Source organism: Herbaspirillum sp. GW821-FHT09A12 (genome assembly GCF_059418325.1).
The window spans coordinates 825,644-842,452 of the sequence record NZ_JBWKPR010000001.1; the positions used below are offsets into that span (position 1 = coordinate 825,644).

14 protein-coding genes are annotated in these 16,809 nt (G+C 65.3%); 7 read left to right on the top strand and 7 right to left on the bottom strand.

Features of this window, described 5'->3' with window-relative positions:
• Positions 1–45 precede the first annotated feature (45 nt).
• On the top strand, positions 46–1,056 hold the full coding sequence (locus AC07N6_RS03710; protein ID WP_494780961.1) for a sugar phosphate isomerase/epimerase family protein: 1,011 nt from the start codon (positions 46–48) through the stop codon (positions 1,054–1,056).
• 46 nt (positions 1,057–1,102) lie between these two features.
• A complete protein-coding gene (locus AC07N6_RS03715; RefSeq protein WP_494780962.1) occupies positions 1,103–2,263 on the top strand; it encodes a Gfo/Idh/MocA family protein in 1,161 nt (386 codons plus the stop codon).
• Between the two features lie 74 nt (positions 2,264–2,337).
• Here the strand turns inward: AC07N6_RS03715 and AC07N6_RS03720 are convergent, their stop codons facing one another.
• Positions 2,338–2,937, bottom strand: coding sequence for a TetR/AcrR family transcriptional regulator C-terminal domain-containing protein (locus tag AC07N6_RS03720; protein WP_494780963.1), 600 nt, complete (start codon positions 2,935–2,937; stop codon positions 2,338–2,340).
• Between the two features lie 145 nt (positions 2,938–3,082).
• Between AC07N6_RS03720 and AC07N6_RS03725 the strand changes: the two genes are divergently transcribed.
• The 4 genes from AC07N6_RS03725 to AC07N6_RS03740 are packed head-to-tail and all read left to right on the top strand — an operon-like array spanning position 3,083 to position 9,557.
• A complete protein-coding gene (locus tag AC07N6_RS03725; RefSeq protein WP_494780964.1) occupies positions 3,083–4,285 on the top strand; it encodes an efflux RND transporter periplasmic adaptor subunit in 1,203 nt (400 codons plus the stop codon).
• A 16-nt stretch (positions 4,286–4,301) separates the two neighbouring features.
• Entirely contained in the window at positions 4,302–7,451 is a 3,150-nt protein-coding gene (locus AC07N6_RS03730) for an efflux RND transporter permease subunit (RefSeq protein ID WP_494780965.1), read from the top strand.
• Position 7,452: 1 nt separating this feature from the next.
• Positions 7,453–8,943, top strand: a complete 1,491-nt coding sequence (gene adeC, locus AC07N6_RS03735; protein WP_494780966.1) for an AdeC/AdeK/OprM family multidrug efflux complex outer membrane factor — start codon at positions 7,453–7,455, stop codon at positions 8,941–8,943.
• Complete coding sequence (locus AC07N6_RS03740) at positions 8,943–9,557, top strand: TetR family transcriptional regulator (RefSeq protein WP_494780967.1); 615 nt, start codon at positions 8,943–8,945, stop codon at positions 9,555–9,557. Before adeC ends, AC07N6_RS03740 begins: the two co-directional genes overlap by 1 nt.
• Before the next feature lie 133 nt (positions 9,558–9,690).
• On the opposite strand, the gene AC07N6_RS03745 is transcribed toward AC07N6_RS03740, so the two are convergent.
• The 6 genes from AC07N6_RS03745 to AC07N6_RS03770 all read right to left on the bottom strand — a co-directional run bounded on the left by AC07N6_RS03745 (position 9,691) and on the right by AC07N6_RS03770 (position 15,826).
• Complete coding sequence (locus tag AC07N6_RS03745; RefSeq protein WP_494780968.1) at positions 9,691–10,035, bottom strand: DUF1801 domain-containing protein; 345 nt, start codon at positions 10,033–10,035, stop codon at positions 9,691–9,693.
• Between the two features lie 11 nt (positions 10,036–10,046).
• Complete coding sequence (locus AC07N6_RS03750; protein WP_494780969.1) at positions 10,047–10,439, bottom strand: VOC family protein; 393 nt, start codon at positions 10,437–10,439, stop codon at positions 10,047–10,049.
• A gap of 180 nt (positions 10,440–10,619) precedes the next feature.
• The gene (locus AC07N6_RS03755; RefSeq protein WP_494780971.1) at positions 10,620–13,022 is read right to left on the bottom strand and encodes a TonB-dependent siderophore receptor; all 2,403 of its coding nucleotides are present in this window, start codon (positions 13,020–13,022) and stop codon (positions 10,620–10,622) included.
• Positions 13,023–13,121: 99 nt separating this feature from the next.
• Positions 13,122–14,096, bottom strand: coding sequence for a FecR family protein (locus AC07N6_RS03760; RefSeq protein WP_494780972.1), 975 nt, complete (start codon positions 14,094–14,096; stop codon positions 13,122–13,124).
• A 24-nt stretch (positions 14,097–14,120) separates the two neighbouring features.
• The gene (locus tag AC07N6_RS03765; protein WP_494780973.1) at positions 14,121–14,606 is read right to left on the bottom strand and encodes a sigma-70 family RNA polymerase sigma factor; all 486 of its coding nucleotides are present in this window, start codon (positions 14,604–14,606) and stop codon (positions 14,121–14,123) included.
• 269 nt (positions 14,607–14,875) lie between these two features.
• Positions 14,876–15,826 (bottom strand): GlxA family transcriptional regulator, encoded by a 951-nt coding sequence (locus tag AC07N6_RS03770; protein WP_494780974.1) that lies wholly within the window; start codon positions 15,824–15,826, stop codon positions 14,876–14,878.
• Positions 15,827–15,912: 86 nt separating this feature from the next.
• On the opposite strand from AC07N6_RS03770, the gene AC07N6_RS03775 reads away from it, so the two are divergent.
• A complete protein-coding gene (locus AC07N6_RS03775; RefSeq protein ID WP_494780975.1) occupies positions 15,913–16,707 on the top strand; it encodes a DJ-1/PfpI family protein in 795 nt (264 codons plus the stop codon).
• The last annotated feature ends 102 nt before the right edge of the window (positions 16,708–16,809 follow it).

Sequence of the window (16,809 nt, forward strand, 5' to 3'; positions counted from 1 at the left end):
GCGCGCTCAACGCATCGCGCAACACGCGCAACAGGAGTCCGGCATATGCCAAGACCCGTCACTCTTTTCACCGGCCAATGGGCCGACCTGCCCCTGGCGGAACTGGCGCCGCTGGCCCGGAAGATGGGCTACGACGGCCTGGAGCTGGCTTGCTGGGGCGACCACTTCAACGTGCAGCAGGCGCTGGCGTCCGAGCAGTACCTCAAGAACCTGCGCGCGCTGCTGGCCAGGCACGGGTTGCAATGCCTGGCCATCGGCAACCATCTCGTGGGGCAGGCGGTGTGCGACCGCATCGACGAGCGCCACCAGTCCATCCTGCCGCCCCATGTGTGGGGCGATGGCGACCCCGAAGGCGTGCGCCAGCGCGCCGCGCGCGAGCTGGCCGACACCGCGCTGGCCGCCGCCAGGTTCGGCGTGAAGACGGTCACCGGCTTTACCGGTTCCGCGATCTGGCATGCCATCTATGCGTTCCCGCCGACCACGCAAGCCTACTGGGACAAGGGCTTCGCCGATTTCGCGCAGCGCTTCGGCCCTATCCTCGAGGCATTCGAACGGCACGACATCAACTTCGCGCTGGAAGTGCACCCGACCGAAATCGCCTTCGACATCGCCTCGGCCGAACGCGCCATCGCCGCGGTGAACGGGCACCGGCGCTTCGGCTTCAATTTCGACCCCAGCCACCTGGCCTACCAGGGCGTGGACTATGTGAAGTTCATCCGCCAGTTCGCCGAGCGCATCTACAACGTCCACATGAAGGATGTCTGGTGGGGCAAGGGCGACGGCAGCGTGGGCGTGTTCGGCGGCCACACCAGCTTCGGCGACGCCCGCCGCTATTGGGATTTCCGCAGCGTGGGGCGGGGCATGGTCGATTTCGAATCGATCATCGTCGCCCTCAACGATATCGGCTACCAGGGACCGCTCTCGGTGGAGTGGGAGGACAGCCGCATGGATCGCGTGCATGGCGCCACCGAGAGCGCGGCCTTTTGCCGGCGGCTCGATTTCAAGCCCGCGGCCGGCGCGTTCGACGCCGTGTTTGCCAGGGACCGGCAGGCCTGATCCGGCCGGACCGCCACGATGACCAAAACCAATAAGGGCTCCAGGTATGTCCAATCAAAGAAAACTACGCTACGCCATGGTGGGCGGCGGCCACGGCGCCTTCATCGGCGCCGTGCATCGCAAGGCCATGGCGCTGGATGGCCAGTTCGAACTGGTGGCCGGCGCGCTCTCGTCCTCGCCTGAGCGCGCGCGCGAATCGGGCGCCGCGCTGGGCCTGGCCGACGGCCGCAACCACGGCAGCTGGCAGGCATTGCTGGCTGACGAGTTGCGCCGCAGCCCCGACGAGCGCATCGACCTGGTCAGCATCGTCACGCCCAACCATGTGCATCACCCGGTGGCGCTGGCCTTCGTGCAAGCGGGGTTCCATGTGGTGTGCGACAAGCCGCTGGTGCACACCGGGGCCCAGGCCGACGAGCTGGTGGCCGCGGTGCGCCAGGCCGGCACCGTGTTCGGCGTGACCTATAACTACACGGGCTATCCCATGGTGCGCGAAGCGCGCCACCTGGTGCGCAGCGGCGCGCTGGGCACGCTGCGCAAGATCGCCGTGGAATACAACCAGGGCTGGCTGGCCGCTGACGTGGAAGGCGGCGGCAACAAGCAGGCCGACTGGCGGCTGGACCCGCTGCGCAGCGGCAGCGCCGGCACCATGGCCGACATCGGTTCGCATGCCGAGAACCTGGCCGCCACCGTCACCGGCCTGCGGCCGGACGCGCTGTGCGCCGATCTCACCGTCTTCGGCGCCGGCCGCCGCCTGGACGACGATGCGCAATTGCTGCTGCGCTACGCCGCAGGCGCGCGCGGCATCATCGTGGCGTCGCAAGTGGCGGCGGGGCTGGAGAACGATCTGCGGCTGCAGGTCTCCGGCACGCTGGGCACGCTGGTATGGCGCCAGGAGGAGCCGAACCAGCTGGTCCATTCCCCGCTGGACGGGCCGCGCCGCATCCTGACGCGCGGCTCGCCATGGCTGAGCGAATCGGCCCGGCGCGCGGGCCGGATTCCGGCCGGCCATCCCGAGGCTTTCATCGAAGCCTTTGCGAATGTCTACCTGGGCGTGGCGGCCGACATCCGCGCGCGCGCGGATGGCCGCGTCGCCGACCCGTTGGAGGCCGACTATCCCCGCGTGGAAGACGGCAGGCAGGGCGTGCGCTTTATCGAGAAGGTGGTGGAGTCGGCGGCGAGCAGCCGGAAGTGGACGGCGCTGGAGTAGCGCTGGGGTAGCGCCGCGCGCGAGATGTTCGACGCCGTAGGCGTCGGCCGGCATCACTGATCACTAATTACTGATCACTGCGTCGCGTAGGCCGCCAGGAAGGTGTCGACGGCGCGGCCGACCATGCGCTTGATGCGCGGCCGGGAAATCGACGTTTCCAGGCCCAGCATCAGCGGCGTCAATGTCTCGCACTCCAGCAGCGCGCACAATTGCAGCGTCGCCAGCATGGGGTCGGCCTGCTTCAAGCGTCCGGCCTCCATCTGCTGCTGCATGAATGCGGCGATGCGCTGCATTCCCCTCTTGGGGCCTTCTTCATGGAAGCGCCGGCCGATGTCGCTGCGGCCGGATTCGGCCAGGATCACCCGACGCGTCTGTATGGCGCTGGTCTGGCACAGGAAAACAACGGCCTTCTCTCCCAACATACGTAAAGTTGTTTCAAGATTGTCGCCGTCCAGCGCATCCAGCGCCGGATCGAGCTGTTTCTTCGCCTCTTCGTGCATCACCGCCACGAACAGGTCTTCCTTCGAGTCGAAATAGGCGTACAGCGTGCCCTTGGAGCCGCCGATGCGCGCCGAGATCTCCGCCATCGACGCGCCTTCGAAGCCCGCTTCCCTGAACACTTCAGCCGCCGCGGCCAGGATGGCATCGCGCTTGGCGGCAGTCTTTACTCTCATTTGCATGTCCCCCGTGGTGGTCTTGGCTGTGACTCTTTTTCGTACACATGCGTTCAGTATTGCTTGACTGTCCGGGAAATGTCAAATAATAATACCGTACAGTTCGGTATAGTTATGTCCCTGCCTTCCCATTACGGAGAGTTCCATGCGCACTACCTTTATCCTCAGGCCCACCGCAGTATTGGCGATCGTCAGCGTGCTCAGCGCATGCGGCAAACCTCCGGGCGGGCCGCCGCCCGCCGCCGGCACGCCGGTGGTCGGCGTGATGACGCTGCGCGCGCAGCCGGTAGCGCTGCAGACGGAATTGCCGGGGCGCACCTCGCCTTACCTGATCGCCGATGTGCGGCCGCAAGTCAACGGCATCATCAAGGCGCGCAATTTCCGCGAGGGCAGCGACGTCAAGGCCGGGCAGGTGCTGTACCAGATCAATCCGGCCAGCTACAAGGCCGCGTACGACAGCAGCGTGGCGGCGCTGGCCAAGGCCGAGGCGAGCGTGAAGACGGCGCGCCTGAAGGCCAGCCGCTACAAGGAATTGGTCGCCATCAAGGCGGTCAGCCAGCAGGATTACGATGACGCCGTCGCCGCGCTGGGCGAGGCCGAGGCCGATGTCGGTTCGGCCCGGGCCAATGTGGAAACCAGCCGCATCAGCCTGGACTACGCCAAGGTCGATGCGCCGATCTCGGGGCGCATCGGCAAGTCCAGCGTCACGCCCGGCGCGCTGGTGACGGCCAGCCAAAGCACCGCGCTGGCGACTATCCAGCAACTCGATCCCATCTATGTCGATGTCACGCAATCGAGCACGACCCTGTTGAATCTGAAGGAGGCGCTGGCCAACGGCGACCTGCAGAAGTCCGGCAATGGCGCCAAGGTCAAGCTGATCCTGGAGAACGGCCGTACCTATGCGCAGGAAGGGACGCTGCAATTCTCGGACGTGACGGTCAACCAGGACACCGGCGCGATCACCTTGCGCGCGGTTTTCCCCAATCCCAGGGCCGACCTGCTGCCGGGCATGTATGTGCGCGCCGTGCTGCAGGAAGGCGTGCGCCAGCAAGGCCTGCTGGCGCCGCAACAAGCGGTCAGCCGCGACGGCGCGGGCAAGCCCCTGGCCTTCGTGGTCAATGCCGATGGCGTGCTGGAGCAGCGCTCGCTGGTGACCGATCGCGCCATCGGCGACCAGTGGCTGGTCAGCAGCGGCCTGAAGGAGGGCGACCAACTGGTGGTCGATGGCCAGCAGCGCGCCGCGGCCGGGGTCAAGGTCAAGACGGTGCCGTGGCAGTCCGGGCCGGCCGCGACTGCTGCTGCTACAGCTACGGCTACTGCTGCGACCACCGTCGCCGGCGTCAACTGAAAGGCGGGGACATATCATGGCTCGCTTCTTCATTGACCGCCCCATCTTCGCCTGGGTACTGGCCATCATCGTCATGCTGGCCGGGGTCGTCTCGGTGCTGACCTTGCCGATCGCGCAGTATCCCGCCATCGCCCCGCCGGCCATCGCCATCAGCGCCAACTATCCCGGCGCTTCGGCCAAGACGCTGGAAGACACCGTCACCCAGATCATCGAGCAAAAGATGAAGGGACTGGATCGCCTGAGCTACATGGCATCCACCAGCGAATCCTCGGGCACGGTGACCATCACGCTGACCTTCGAGAACGGCACCAATCCCGATACCGCCCAGGTGCAGGTGCAAAACAAGCTTTCGCTGGCCACTCCCTTGCTGCCGTCGGAAGTGCAGCAGCAGGGCATCACGGTGACCAAGTCCGCCACCAACTTCCTCAATGTGCTGGCCTTTACCTCGGAAGATGGCAGCATGAGCGGCTCGGACCTGTCCGACTACGTGGCGGCCAATATCCAGGACGCCATCAGCCGCGTGGAGGGCGTGGGCGACACGACGCTGTTCGGTTCGCAATACGCGATGCGGATCTGGCTCGATCCCGGCAAGCTCAACAGCTATAGCCTCACGCCGCTGGACGTCAAGAACGCCATCCAGGCGCAGAACGTGCAGGTGTCTTCCGGCCAACTGGGCGGCCTGCCGGCCGCCGACAACCAGCAGATCAACGCCACCATCACCGCCCAGACCCGCCTGCGCACGGCCGGGCAGTTCCAGGACATCGTGCTGCGCACGCTCACCGGCGGCGCGCAGGTCAAGCTGCGCGATGTGGCGCGCATCGAGCTGGGCAGCGAAAGCTATACCTCGGTGGGCCGCTATAACGGCAAGCCGGCAGCGGGCCTGGCCATCAAGCTGGCCACCGGCGCCAACGCACTCGATACCGTCCAGGCCATCGACAAGCGCGTGGCGCAGCTGGAGAAGTTCTTCCCGGCCGGCATGAAGGTGCAGAAACCCTATGACACCACGCCCTTCGTGCGCATCTCCATCGAGGAAGTGGTGCGCACGCTGATCGAGGCGGTGGTGCTGGTGTTCCTGGTGATGTACCTGTTCCTGCAGAACTTCCGGGCCACGCTGATCCCCACCATCGCCGTGCCGGTTGTGCTGCTGGGCACCTTCGGCGTGCTGGCCGTGTTCGGCTTCACCATCAATACCCTGACCATGTTCGCCATGGTGCTGGCCATCGGCTTGCTGGTCGATGACGCCATCGTGGTGGTGGAGAACGTCGAGCGCGTGATGTCGGAGGAGGGGTTGCCGCCCAAGGAGGCCACCCGCAAATCGATGGGCCAGATTAGCGGCGCGCTGGTGGGCGTGGCGCTGGTGCTGGCGGCGGTGTTCGTGCCGATGGCCTTCTTCAGCGGCTCGACCGGCGTGATCTATCGCCAGTTCTCCATCACCATCGTCTCGGCCATGACCTTGTCGGTGCTGGTGGCCATGGTGCTGACCCCGGCCCTGTGCGCGACCCTGCTCAAGCCTGCCGCCAAGGGCCACGCGCTGGCGAGCACCGGTTTCTTCGGCTGGTTCAACCGCCAGTTCGACCGCGGCAATCACCGCTATCAGGGCATCGTGCGCCACATGCTGGCGCGCGGCTGGCGCTACATGGCCGCCTATGCGGTGCTGCTGGCGCTGGTGGTGGCGGGCTTCATGAAGCTGCCGGTGGGCTTTCTGCCGGACGAGGACCAGGGCACCCTGTTTGCGATCATGCAATTGCCCTCGGGCGCGACCAAGCAGCGCACCGACGAGGTGATCCGCCAGGTCGAGCGGCATTTCCTGGTGGACCAGAAGGACGCGGTCTCGGGCGTGTTCGCCGTCTCCGGTTTCAGCTTTGCCGGCAGCGGCCAGAACATGGGCTTCGCCTTCATCAAGCTCAAGCCCTGGGACGAGCGCAAGGGGCCCGGCCTGAGCGTGACCGATGTGGCGGCCAAGGCCGGCGCCTATTTCGCCAACATCCGCGACGCCAGGGTGTTTGCCTTCGCGCCGCCGGCGGTCTCCGAACTGGGCAATGCCACCGGCTTCGACCTGATGCTCAAGGATGAAGCCAACCTTGGCCATGCCGCGCTGACACAGGCGCGCAACCAGTTGCTGGCCACCCTGGCGCAGGACAAGCGGCTGGTGGCGGTGCGCCCCAACGGCCTGGAAGACACGCCGGAATTCCGCCTGCAGGTCGATACCGACAAGGCCGGCGCGTTGGGGGTGGCAATGTCCGACATCAATGACACCATCGCCACCGCCTGGGGCAGCAGCTACGTCAATGACTTCATCGACAAGGGACGCGTCAAGAAAGTGATGCTGCAGGGCGAGGCCCGGTTCCGCATGCTGCCTTCCGACATCGACCTCTGGTATGTGCGCAACAGCGCCGGCACCATGGTTCCGTTCAACGCCTTCGCTAGCGCCTACTGGACATCCGGGTCGCCGCGCCTGGAGCGCTACAACGGCGTGCCGTCGATGGAAATCCTGGGCATGGCCTTGCCGGGCGCCGCCTCCAGCGGCGAGGCGATGGCCATCGTCGAGGCCGCGCTGGCCAAGATGCCGCCGGGAATAGGTTATGAATGGACCGGCCTGTCGCTGCAGGAGAAAGCCTCCAGCGGCAAGACCGGCATCCTCTATGGCATCTCCATCCTGATCGTGTTCCTGGCGCTGGCGGCCTTGTATGAAAGCTGGGCGGTGCCGTTCTCGGTGATCCTGGTGGTGCCGTTGGGCGTGCTGGGCGCGCTGATCGGGGCCATCCTGACCTGGAAGATGAACGACGTCTACTTCCAGGTGGGCCTGTTGACCACCATCGGCCTGGCCTGCAAGAACGCCATCCTGATCGTCGAATTCGCCAAGGACTTGTACCAAGAGGGCAAGAGCCTGGTGGAGGCCACCATGGAGGCGGTGCGCATGCGCCTGCGTCCCATCCTGATGACCTCGCTGGCCTTCATCCTGGGCGTGCTGCCGCTGGTGCTGGGCAGCGGCGCCGGCGCCGGCGCCCAGCATGCGCTGGGCACGGCGGTGATTGGCGGGATGTTGTCGGGCACGGTGCTGGCGATCTTCTTCGTGCCGCTGTTCTTCGTGATCATCATGAAGCTGTTTGGTCGCAAGCCGGCCGCCGCGCCCTTGGGCCAACCCGCGATTTCCACGGAGCATTGACATGAACCATTCCAAGATGACGCGCGCCATGCGCAAGCCGCGCGCCCTGTTGACGCCGCTGATGTTGGCCATGCTGCTGGGCGGCTGCACCCTGATGCCCGACTACCATCGGCCGGATGCCCCGGTAGCGGCGCGCTTTGCCGGCGACGCCGGCAAGGACGCCGCCGGCACCGCCGTGGCCGACATCGGCTGGCGCGATGTTTTCACCGATCCGGCGCTGCAAAAAGTGATCGAGATGAGCCTGGCCAACAACCGTGACCTGCGCGTCGCCGTGCTCAATATCGAGAAGGCCAGGGCGCAGTACGGCGTGGAACGCGCCGCGCTGTTCCCCACCGTCAACGCCGCCGCCAGCGAATCGGCCAGCCGCACGCCGGCCGACCTGTCCAGCACCGGCAGGGCCATGACCACGCGCAGCTACACCGCCACGCTCGGCTTCAGCGCCTACGAGCTGGACCTGTTCGGGCGCGTGCGCAGCCTCAAGGAGCAGGCGCTGCAATCCTTCCTCTCCACCGCCGAGGCGCGCCGCAGCACCCAGATCAGCCTGATCGCCGAAGTGGCCACGGCCTGGCTGACGCTGGCGTCCGACCAGGATCGCCTGCGCCTGGCCAGGGATACGCTGGCCAGCCAGAGCGACACCTACCAGTTGACCCGGCGCAGCCATGAGCTGGGCTCATCCTCGGCGCTGACCTTGCGCCAGGCGCAGACCAGCCTCGAGAGCGCGCGCGTCGATGTCGAGAGTTATACCGCCCAGGTCGACCAGGACCGCAATGCACTGGTGCTGCTGGTGGGCGCCGACCTGCCTGAGGCGTTGCTGCCGCCGGGCCTGCCCGATGCCAGCCTGGCCGCCGCCAGTCCGCTGGCCAGCGTACCGCCGGGCCTGCCGTCGGATCTGCTGCAGCGCCGGCCCGACATCCTCGAAGCCGAACGCGACCTGCGCGCGGCCAGCGCCAATATCGGCGCTGCGCGCGCGGCCTTCTACCCCAGCATCAGCCTGACCGCCGATGCCGGGACTTCCAGCGCCAGGCTGGCCGGGCTGTTCAAGGGCGGTTCCGGTTCCTGGAGCTTCGTGCCGCAAATCTCGCTGCCGATCTTCGATGGCGGGGCCAACCGCGCCAACCTGGATATCGCCACCATCAGCCGCGACATCTATGTGGCGCAGTACGAGAAGGCGATCCAGACGGCTTTCCGCGAAGTCTCCGATGCGCTGGCCCAGCGCAATACGCTGGGACGCCAGCTGGAAGCGCAGGAGGCGCTGGTCGACGCCAGCGCCGATGCGTTGCGGTTGTCGCAGGCGCGCTTCGACAGCGGCATCGATAGCTACCTGAACGTGCTGGACTCGCAGCGCACGCTGTACTCGGCGCAGAAGAACCTGATCGGCACCCGCCTGTCGCGCTGGACCAACCTGGCCACCTTCTACAAGACGCTGGGCGGCGGCTGGGTGGAGCGCACCGGCGCGCCGGTCGACAGCGACCTGGCAACCCGGGAGCCGTGATGTCGCGCGCCGAGAGGACCCGCGCCATCCTGCTCGACGCCGCGCTGGCCGCCTTCGCCCGGCGCGGCGTGCGGGCCACCACGCTGGAGCATGTGGCGGCCAGCGCCGACTTCACGCGGGGCGCGGTGTACTGGCATTTCCCCGACAAGACGACGCTGGTGCAGGCGGTCTTCGAGGACCTGGTCTGGCCCTTCGACATCGGCAGCGATATCGATGTCTATCGCCAGGCCGACGACCCGCTGGGCCTGCTGCGTGAAGTGCTGTGGTTGAAGATGCGCAATTGCCAGGCCGATATCCGGCAGCGGCGCATGATGGAGGTGGCGGTGCGCTACCGCGGCACGCCCGAGCTGCCGCAAGAGCTGGCCGGCAGGCTGGAGACCATGGTCTTGCAGGCGCTGGAGCGCCTGACCTGCGTCATCAATATCGCCTATGAACGCGGCCAATTGCGGCGTGGACTTACGCCCATCGATGTGGCGCGCTGCATCGTAGCCGCCTGCACCGGAGTCATCGCGGAAAACATGGATGACCCGCAGTCCTGTCCGGACCGTTCCTTCCGTCTGGCGCCGGATCTGGTGCTGCTGGGAGCCGGCGCGGAGGCCCCGGAAGAACCTTGAGTGATGACGCCCGTGTCTGGCCGCTGGCCACCAGCGCATATCGGATGCGCCGGTGGCCATGCGCATCAGAAGCGGTACTTGGCCGTCGCCGATGCTCCGGGCATGCATGCTTGCCCGCCGGATGAGGCGTTGTTCAGGCACTTTTTTCGAATGCCTGGCTCAGGTATTCAATGACGCGCTTGGCCTCAATATCATCCACGGTCAGAATCTTTATATGGAGGCGCAGCTTTCCTTTTCCTTCAAGGATCCGGTATTCATCCTGAAGATCGCAACCGCGGCTGAATTCAAGAGAGACATGTTCCCGATATGCGTACACACCGCAAACAGGAGCGTTTCTTGAAAACATCAGGCCGCCATATTTCACCTGTTCCGTAGCCGAGGGCGCGACGGCGATGATCACCGTTCGCATGGCCGCCACGATCTCATATATTCGATCGTTCGCCAGGCGCAGATCGTTGAGTAAGTCGGCAACTTTCATCGGAAGCATGCCTAAACAGCCACCGGCGAGCAGAGTTCGACCAGGGTTCCATCGGGGCAGCGCACGTAGGCGACAATCTGCCCCCAGGGTTTTGATGTGGGCGGCGCCAGTCCGAGGGCGCCGGCAGCTGAAGCCTGCCTGTAAGCGGCTGGCACATCTTCTGTCACGAAAGCGACTTCCATGCCCAGGGGAATTGGCGACGAATCCGCTTCCACATGTTTCAGCGAAAAGTTGATCGGGCCAAGTTCATGCGCCGCGAAAGCCAGTGTCGTTGCACCGGTCTCCAATTCGCCGTACGTCCCCGATTCATGCAGAAATCGGCGTGAAAAGCCAAACGCTGTCTCAAAGAACGCGAGAGACGCGGCGACATCGGGGACATAGATAATGGTGTAGCCGAATTTCATGGGTGGGCGATAGTTGTTGATGGGCGGGGAGCAGCGCCAAGGATGCCACAGTCCGGTTCCAATGCCAGAAAATTTGTGCCTGCAAATCGGGTTTCCCGACTGCGGCGGCGCGCCGCCGTGATGATGCGCGTCTGGCCGACGGCCACCAGCGCATATCGGATGCGCCGGTGGCCATGCGCATCAGAAGCGGTACTTGGCCGTTGCCGTCACTGCGCGTTCCGCGCCCAGATAACATTCGCCGTGGTAGCAAATGGTGTTGTAGTTCTTGTTGAGCAGGTTGATGGCGTTGAGCCTGAGCAGCCACGGTCCGGTCTCATACTTCAGCATCGCGCTGAAGATGGAATACCCGCCCTGCGCCGAGGTATTGGCCTCGTCGTTCTGGCGCGGGCCGACATAGTTGACGCCGCCGCCCAGGCCGAAGCCGCTGGCCATGGCGTAATCCAGCCAGAGCGAGGCCATCTGCTGCGGTTCGGTGGCCGGCACCTTCCCGACCTCGGTGCGGTCGGCGCTTTCCAGCACCTTCAGGTTCATTTTGGTCAGCGAGGCCGTCAGGTTCAGGCCGCGTTGCAGTTCGGCCTTGGCCTCCAGCTCGATGCCGCGCGAGCGCCGCTTGCCGATCTGGCGCGTGTCGCCGGTGAGGTCGTCGTAGGTGACGACGTTGGTCTTGCGCAGGTCGAACAGCGCCGCGCCGAAGAAGACGCGCGCATTCTCCGGCTGGAATTTCAGGCCGACTTCCTGTTGCCGGCCCCGGCTGGGCTTGAGCGGATCGTTGTTGGCGTCGATGCCGCTGTTGGGCAGGAAGGATTCGGTGTAGCCGGCATACGCGGCCCAGCCGCCGCCGAACAGATAGCTCAGGCCGACGCGGCTGCTGAAGGCGCTGTCGCTCTGGCGTGTGCGGATGCCGGTCAGGCGGTTGTCATTGACGGTGCGCACGTAGTCCTGGCGGCCGCCCAGGGTCAATACCCAGCGCTCGAACAGCTTGATCTGGTCCTGCGCGTAGAGGCCGGTCTGCTCGGTGGTCTGGAGGTAGTCGCTCTGCGGCGTGGATGGCGTGGCGATGGGCTGGTTGTAGACCGGGGCCAGCAGGTCGAGGTCGGGCGCCGGGCCGATGAAGCGTTGTTCGTCGCCCTTGATGCGGCTCCAGTCGATCCCGAACAGCAGGGTCTGGCTGATGTTGCCGTTGCGCAGCTTGCCCTGCAACTGGGTGTCGGTCACCGTGTGCTGGATAGAGTCGTGCCAGCTGCGGGCCACGCGCGAGTAGGTATGTTCATCCGCTTGCAGTTCATCCACCCAGATCGCCCGGCGGTTGAGCGAGATGTCGCTATGGCGGAGCTGTTGCCGGAAGGTCCAGTTGTCATTGAAGGCATGTTCGAAGCGGTAACCGAGCGACTTCTCCTCTTGCCTGATGCGGCTGAAGGACGGATCCCCCATCTTTACCCGCGTCAGGCTCTTGTCGGCGGCGATTGCGTAATAAGGATCTTCCCCGGACTCGTTGCGCAGGAATTCCGCCTGGATCGTCAGCGAGGTCGCCGCGTTCGGCGCCCAGCGCACCGAGGGCGCGAATGCATAGCGCTTGCGATTGATGCGCTGGCCGTTGGGGTAACGGTCCTGGTCGTCGCTGTCGAGCATCACTCCGACCAGGCGGTAGCTCAGGTCGCTGTCGGGCGCGAAGCGGTCGCCCAGGTCGATGCCGAGCTGCTTGCGGTTGAAGCTGCCGTACTGCAGTTCCACCTCGCGCACCGGGTCGCCGCCGGGCAGTTTGCTGATCCGGTTGATGACGCCGCCGGCATCGGCCCGGCCGAACATCACCGAGGACGGGCCGCGCAACACTTCGACCCGTTCCAGCAGGTAGGGATCGGACATGCGGTAGACGATGCCGAAGGGGGCCTGCGACAGGCCGTCACGGAAGTTGCCGCTGTTGCCGTTGAAGCCGCGCAGGGAGATGTATTCCCAGCCGCGGTTATCGGGTCCATAGGTGTTGACCGAAATGCCGGGCGTCTGCGCCACGATGGCCATCATGTCTTGCGCGCCGCGCGCCTCCATCTCGGTGCGGCCGATGACCGATACCGATTGCGGGATTTCCAGCAGCGGCGTGTCGGTCTTGGTGGCGGTGCCGCTGCGGCGGGCGACATAGCCGGTGACCGGGCCGTCGGCGCTTTCGCGCTCGGCCTGGATGGTGACCGCAGGCAAGCTTTGTCCCGCCGCCTGGCCGAGGGGAACGATCACGATGGCCGATCCGCTTCTTGCGGCCGCCAGGCCACTGCCGGCGAGGACGGCGTCGAGCGCCTGCTGCAGCGTCATCGCGCCCTGGATGGCCGGCGCGGACTTGCCTTCCACCAGCGCGGCGTTGACCGAGATGGTGGTGCCCGACTGGCGCGCCAGTTCGTTGATGGCCTGCCCCAGCGGCTGGGCGGGAACGGAGAATTGCCGCTCCACGGTGGCGGCGGCGGCGGCCGGCGCGCCGGCTTGCGCCAGGGCTTGCTGCGGCGCGCCCAGGGCGATACATACGGTCAGCTGGGCCGCCAGCAGCGCCGAACGCGGACCGGGCCGGATGGCGTTGCGGGGGAAGGGATGTACAGGCATGGCATTGTCCTCATGAGTGGTTTTTCCCACAGAAGACGAAGAACCCGCCCGATACCGGACAAGTATTTTCAAGCGCGCCACCGCAGCCGCCGCACGCCATCAGCGCGGCGCGACGAGGCTGCTTCCATCCGCTTGCCGCACCAGCCTGACCGGCAGGATTTTGGGCAGCGCCTGCAGGAAGGCCTCGGGCTCGCCCAGCCGGAAACTGCCGGTCAGCTTGAGCCTGGCCAGCGACTTGTCGCCGTCCATTGCCAGCGGCCGCGCCAGGTAGTCGTTCCATCGCAGCACCGCCTCCGGCAACGGCGTGCCGTCGAATACCATCCAGCCGTCCTTCCAGGCGCCGATGCCGGCAATCGCCACCTGGTACGCCTCGGCAGCGCCGGGGCCGCCGGGGCCGCCGGCGCTGATACGTACCGCGTCGCCGGGCCGCAGGTCGAAGTCGGGCGCCGCGCCGTTTCCTTCGGCGTTGCGCCAGACCGCCACGCGTCCTTCGGCCACCTCGACCGCCATTGCGTCGCCGCGCACGGCCACGGTGAATACGGTGCCCAGCACCTCGACCCTGCCCCAGCGCGTGCGCACGGTGAACGGACGTGAAATGTCGCGGCTGACCTGCAAGCGGAGCTCGCCCGACGTGAGCGTGACCTCGCGCCGGTTGCGGTAGTAAGCCACGCCGGCGCTGGTGCGCGCGGCCAGCTGCAGTTCGCTGCCGTCGCCCATGCGCTGGGCCAGCGTTTGCGCGCGGCCGGTTTCCAGCGTGGCCAGTTCGAGCGGCTGCCGCCACCACCACCTGGCCATGGCGCCGGTGAGCGCGGCCACGCCCAGCGTGCCCAGCGCCGCCACGATCTTGCGGCGCTTGACGGCGGGCGGTTGCGGCCGTGCCAGGCGCTCTTCCAGCCCGCCCGGATGCGAAGCATGCCAGGCCTCCAGCGCCAGGCGATAGATGGTCTCGTGTTCGCTGCCCTGTTCGCGCCACCGCGCCAGCTCGACCTCGGCCGCCAGGGCCGTGGCCGCGCTGCCGCCGTGGCGGCGGGCGATCAGCAACAGGGCATGTTCGAAGGATTGGCGGGGCGACATGGGCGCGGCGGGATCAGGCGGGGATCAAGAACGGGCATTGGAGAACAGCCGCGCCAGGTCGATGCAGTCGATGACGCCGCGCACGATGTGCTTCTCGATCGCGGCAACCGCGCATTCCATCTGCGCGGCGGCCTCGGCATGCGTCAAGCCATACAGGCGCACCAGCACGAAGGCCTCGCGGCGCTTGCGCGGCATCGCTTGCAAGCGCGACAACAAGCGCTCCAGCTGCTGGCGTGCGCATGCTTCGCGCTCGACCGAGGGGGCCTCGTCGGGCGCCACCAGGGCCAGTGTTTCCAGCATGCGGGTTTCGGCCAGCCTGCGGCGCGCGCCATCGGTAACGATATTCTTGCCGATGCGATAGAGCAGCGCGCGCGGATCGTTCAGGGCGGTGCGCGCCTCCATGGCCAGCAGCCGGGCATAGCATTCCTGAACGATGTCGGTCGCCGCCTGGCGGTCCGACACGGAACGCGTGAAAAAACCAACCAGTTCATTGTAGTGATGCAGGATCACGCTTGCCTCTTCCCGTGACGGCAACCGATCCGGCGGGCTCTTTCCCGGGCGTGCGCACGACTGGCTGGTTGGCGCGTGCGTAGCGGGGGAAAGGCCGGACGGGATGCTTATTATAAAATAGGAATTATTCTCATCTGATTATACGCGAACGCGGGTACAGGATCGCTCCTGGCCGGTTGCGGACATCGGTTGGCGTTTGGTACGCCGTTTCGTGCGAACAAGGACGATGGCAACTTCCCGCTGCGATTCCCCGTGGTGCCGGCGGTCACTTAAAAGCGTTCGCGCATTTCCTTGGGCGACATCCCGAACTGGCGCACAATGGCGTCGCGCATCGAATCTTCCGAGTCGAAACCCGCTTTGGCGGCAATCTGCTTCATCCGCATGTCGGTGGTATGCAGATACGTTCGCGCCAGCTCGGTGCGGATCTTTTCCAATGCCTTGGAAGGGGTCGTTCCTTGTTCTTCCTTGAATTGTCGATGAAAGGATCGCAGAGACTGCCCTGCGATCGATGCCATGTATTCAACCGTCCATGCGAATTCCGGCTTGTCGATCATCCGCTGCAGCAAGTCGGCATAGTGCGCCCCTGATGCCTCCTGCAGCGACAACGGTTCGCTGTATTGATTCTGGCCGCCCGGCCTGCGCAGATAGACCACCAGTCGCCGCGCGACCTTTGCGGCAAGACCGGCGTCATGATCCTCCTGGATCAGCGCCAGCGTCAGGTCGATTCCCGCCGTCACACCGGCCGAAGTCCAGACTTTTCCATCCTTCAAAAAAAGTGAGTCGGACTCAACTTGCACCTGGGGGAATTCACGCGACAGACGATCGCAAGAACGCCAATGCGTCACGACGCGGCGATCGGTGAGCATGCCTGTCTGCGCCAGCAAGAAGGCGCCGGTGCAGATGGAACATATCCGCCGGGAGCGTTCGCACAGTTGACGCAATGCATGCTTGAACGCAGGATTTTTCTGGACCGCATCGTGCACGCCCGGCCCACCGGGAATGATCAGGGTGTCGATATCGAGAGCGGGGTCAATCGGTTCCGCATTGATCGAAAACCCCGATGCAGTCTGAATCTTTTCTCCTGTGAATGCCCGCACGCTTACCATGTATTGAGGGGATGCCCCCTCCTCGTTGGCCGTGATCAATGCCTGCGCCGGACCGGAAAAATCAATAGGTTGAACACCGTCGAAAACAAGGATGACAACTTGTCGCGCTGGCATTTTTTGACTGCTATTTGGCATAAACCCCCCGGCTCCGTTGCGCATAATCGGTCTCAGGGTATACGACAAATTTCAGGGAGGTCAACATGGATCAAAAGCGCAGAAAACTCTTGCAGGCGAGCGGTGTGGCCAGTGTGTTGCTGGCATCGGTGACGGCCAGATCATTGGCCCAGGGTGTTTCAAAAGACAGATCCATGCACGTGAATATCATCACGGTTCCTGACATGGTCCAGCTCGACATTACCGGTCCCTACGAGGTGCTGGCGCGAACGCCGGGATGGACGGTCGACCTGGTCGCCGCCACGCCGGAGGCAGTGCGGACCGATCGCGGCTTGCGATTGCTGCCCGACGTCACGCGGGCGAGCGCCAAACCGTCGAACATTTTGGTCGTGCCTGGCGGGACCGGTATCGATGCCGCGATGCTGGATCCGGAATGGATAGCGTACGTGCGCCAGGAAAGCGCCAAATGCGACTACGTATTTGGCGTCTGTACCGGCTCCTTGCTGCTGGGCGCTGCGGGCATTTTGAAAGGAAAGCGCGCCGGCGGTCACTGGCAATCGCGCGACATGTTGACGCAGTTTGGCGCCACCGTCTCCAATGACCGGATGAGCCGGGACGGGAATATCTATACTTCCGGCGGCGTGACCTCCGGCATCGATATGGCTCTGCGTGTCGTGGCCGATATCAAGGGCCTGGAAACGGCGCAAAAAATCCAGTTGGCGATGGAATACGATCCGGCGCCGCCGTTTGCCGGCGGCAACCCTTATACGTCGCCGCCTGAGATTGTCGCGGCCGTCCTCAAGGATTCGGGCAAGCGCCGCGCACTGCGGGAATCGATGGTTGCCGAGGCTGCGCAGAGGCTCAATCGCTCAGGCGGATAACGGACGTGTTGCTGTCGCGAGCCGTACATCATTCTTGCAGCAGCGCTTGGGATTTTAAGATCCGCTCCTGGCCGAGGCTGTGCGAGGCTGTGTAAAAACGCC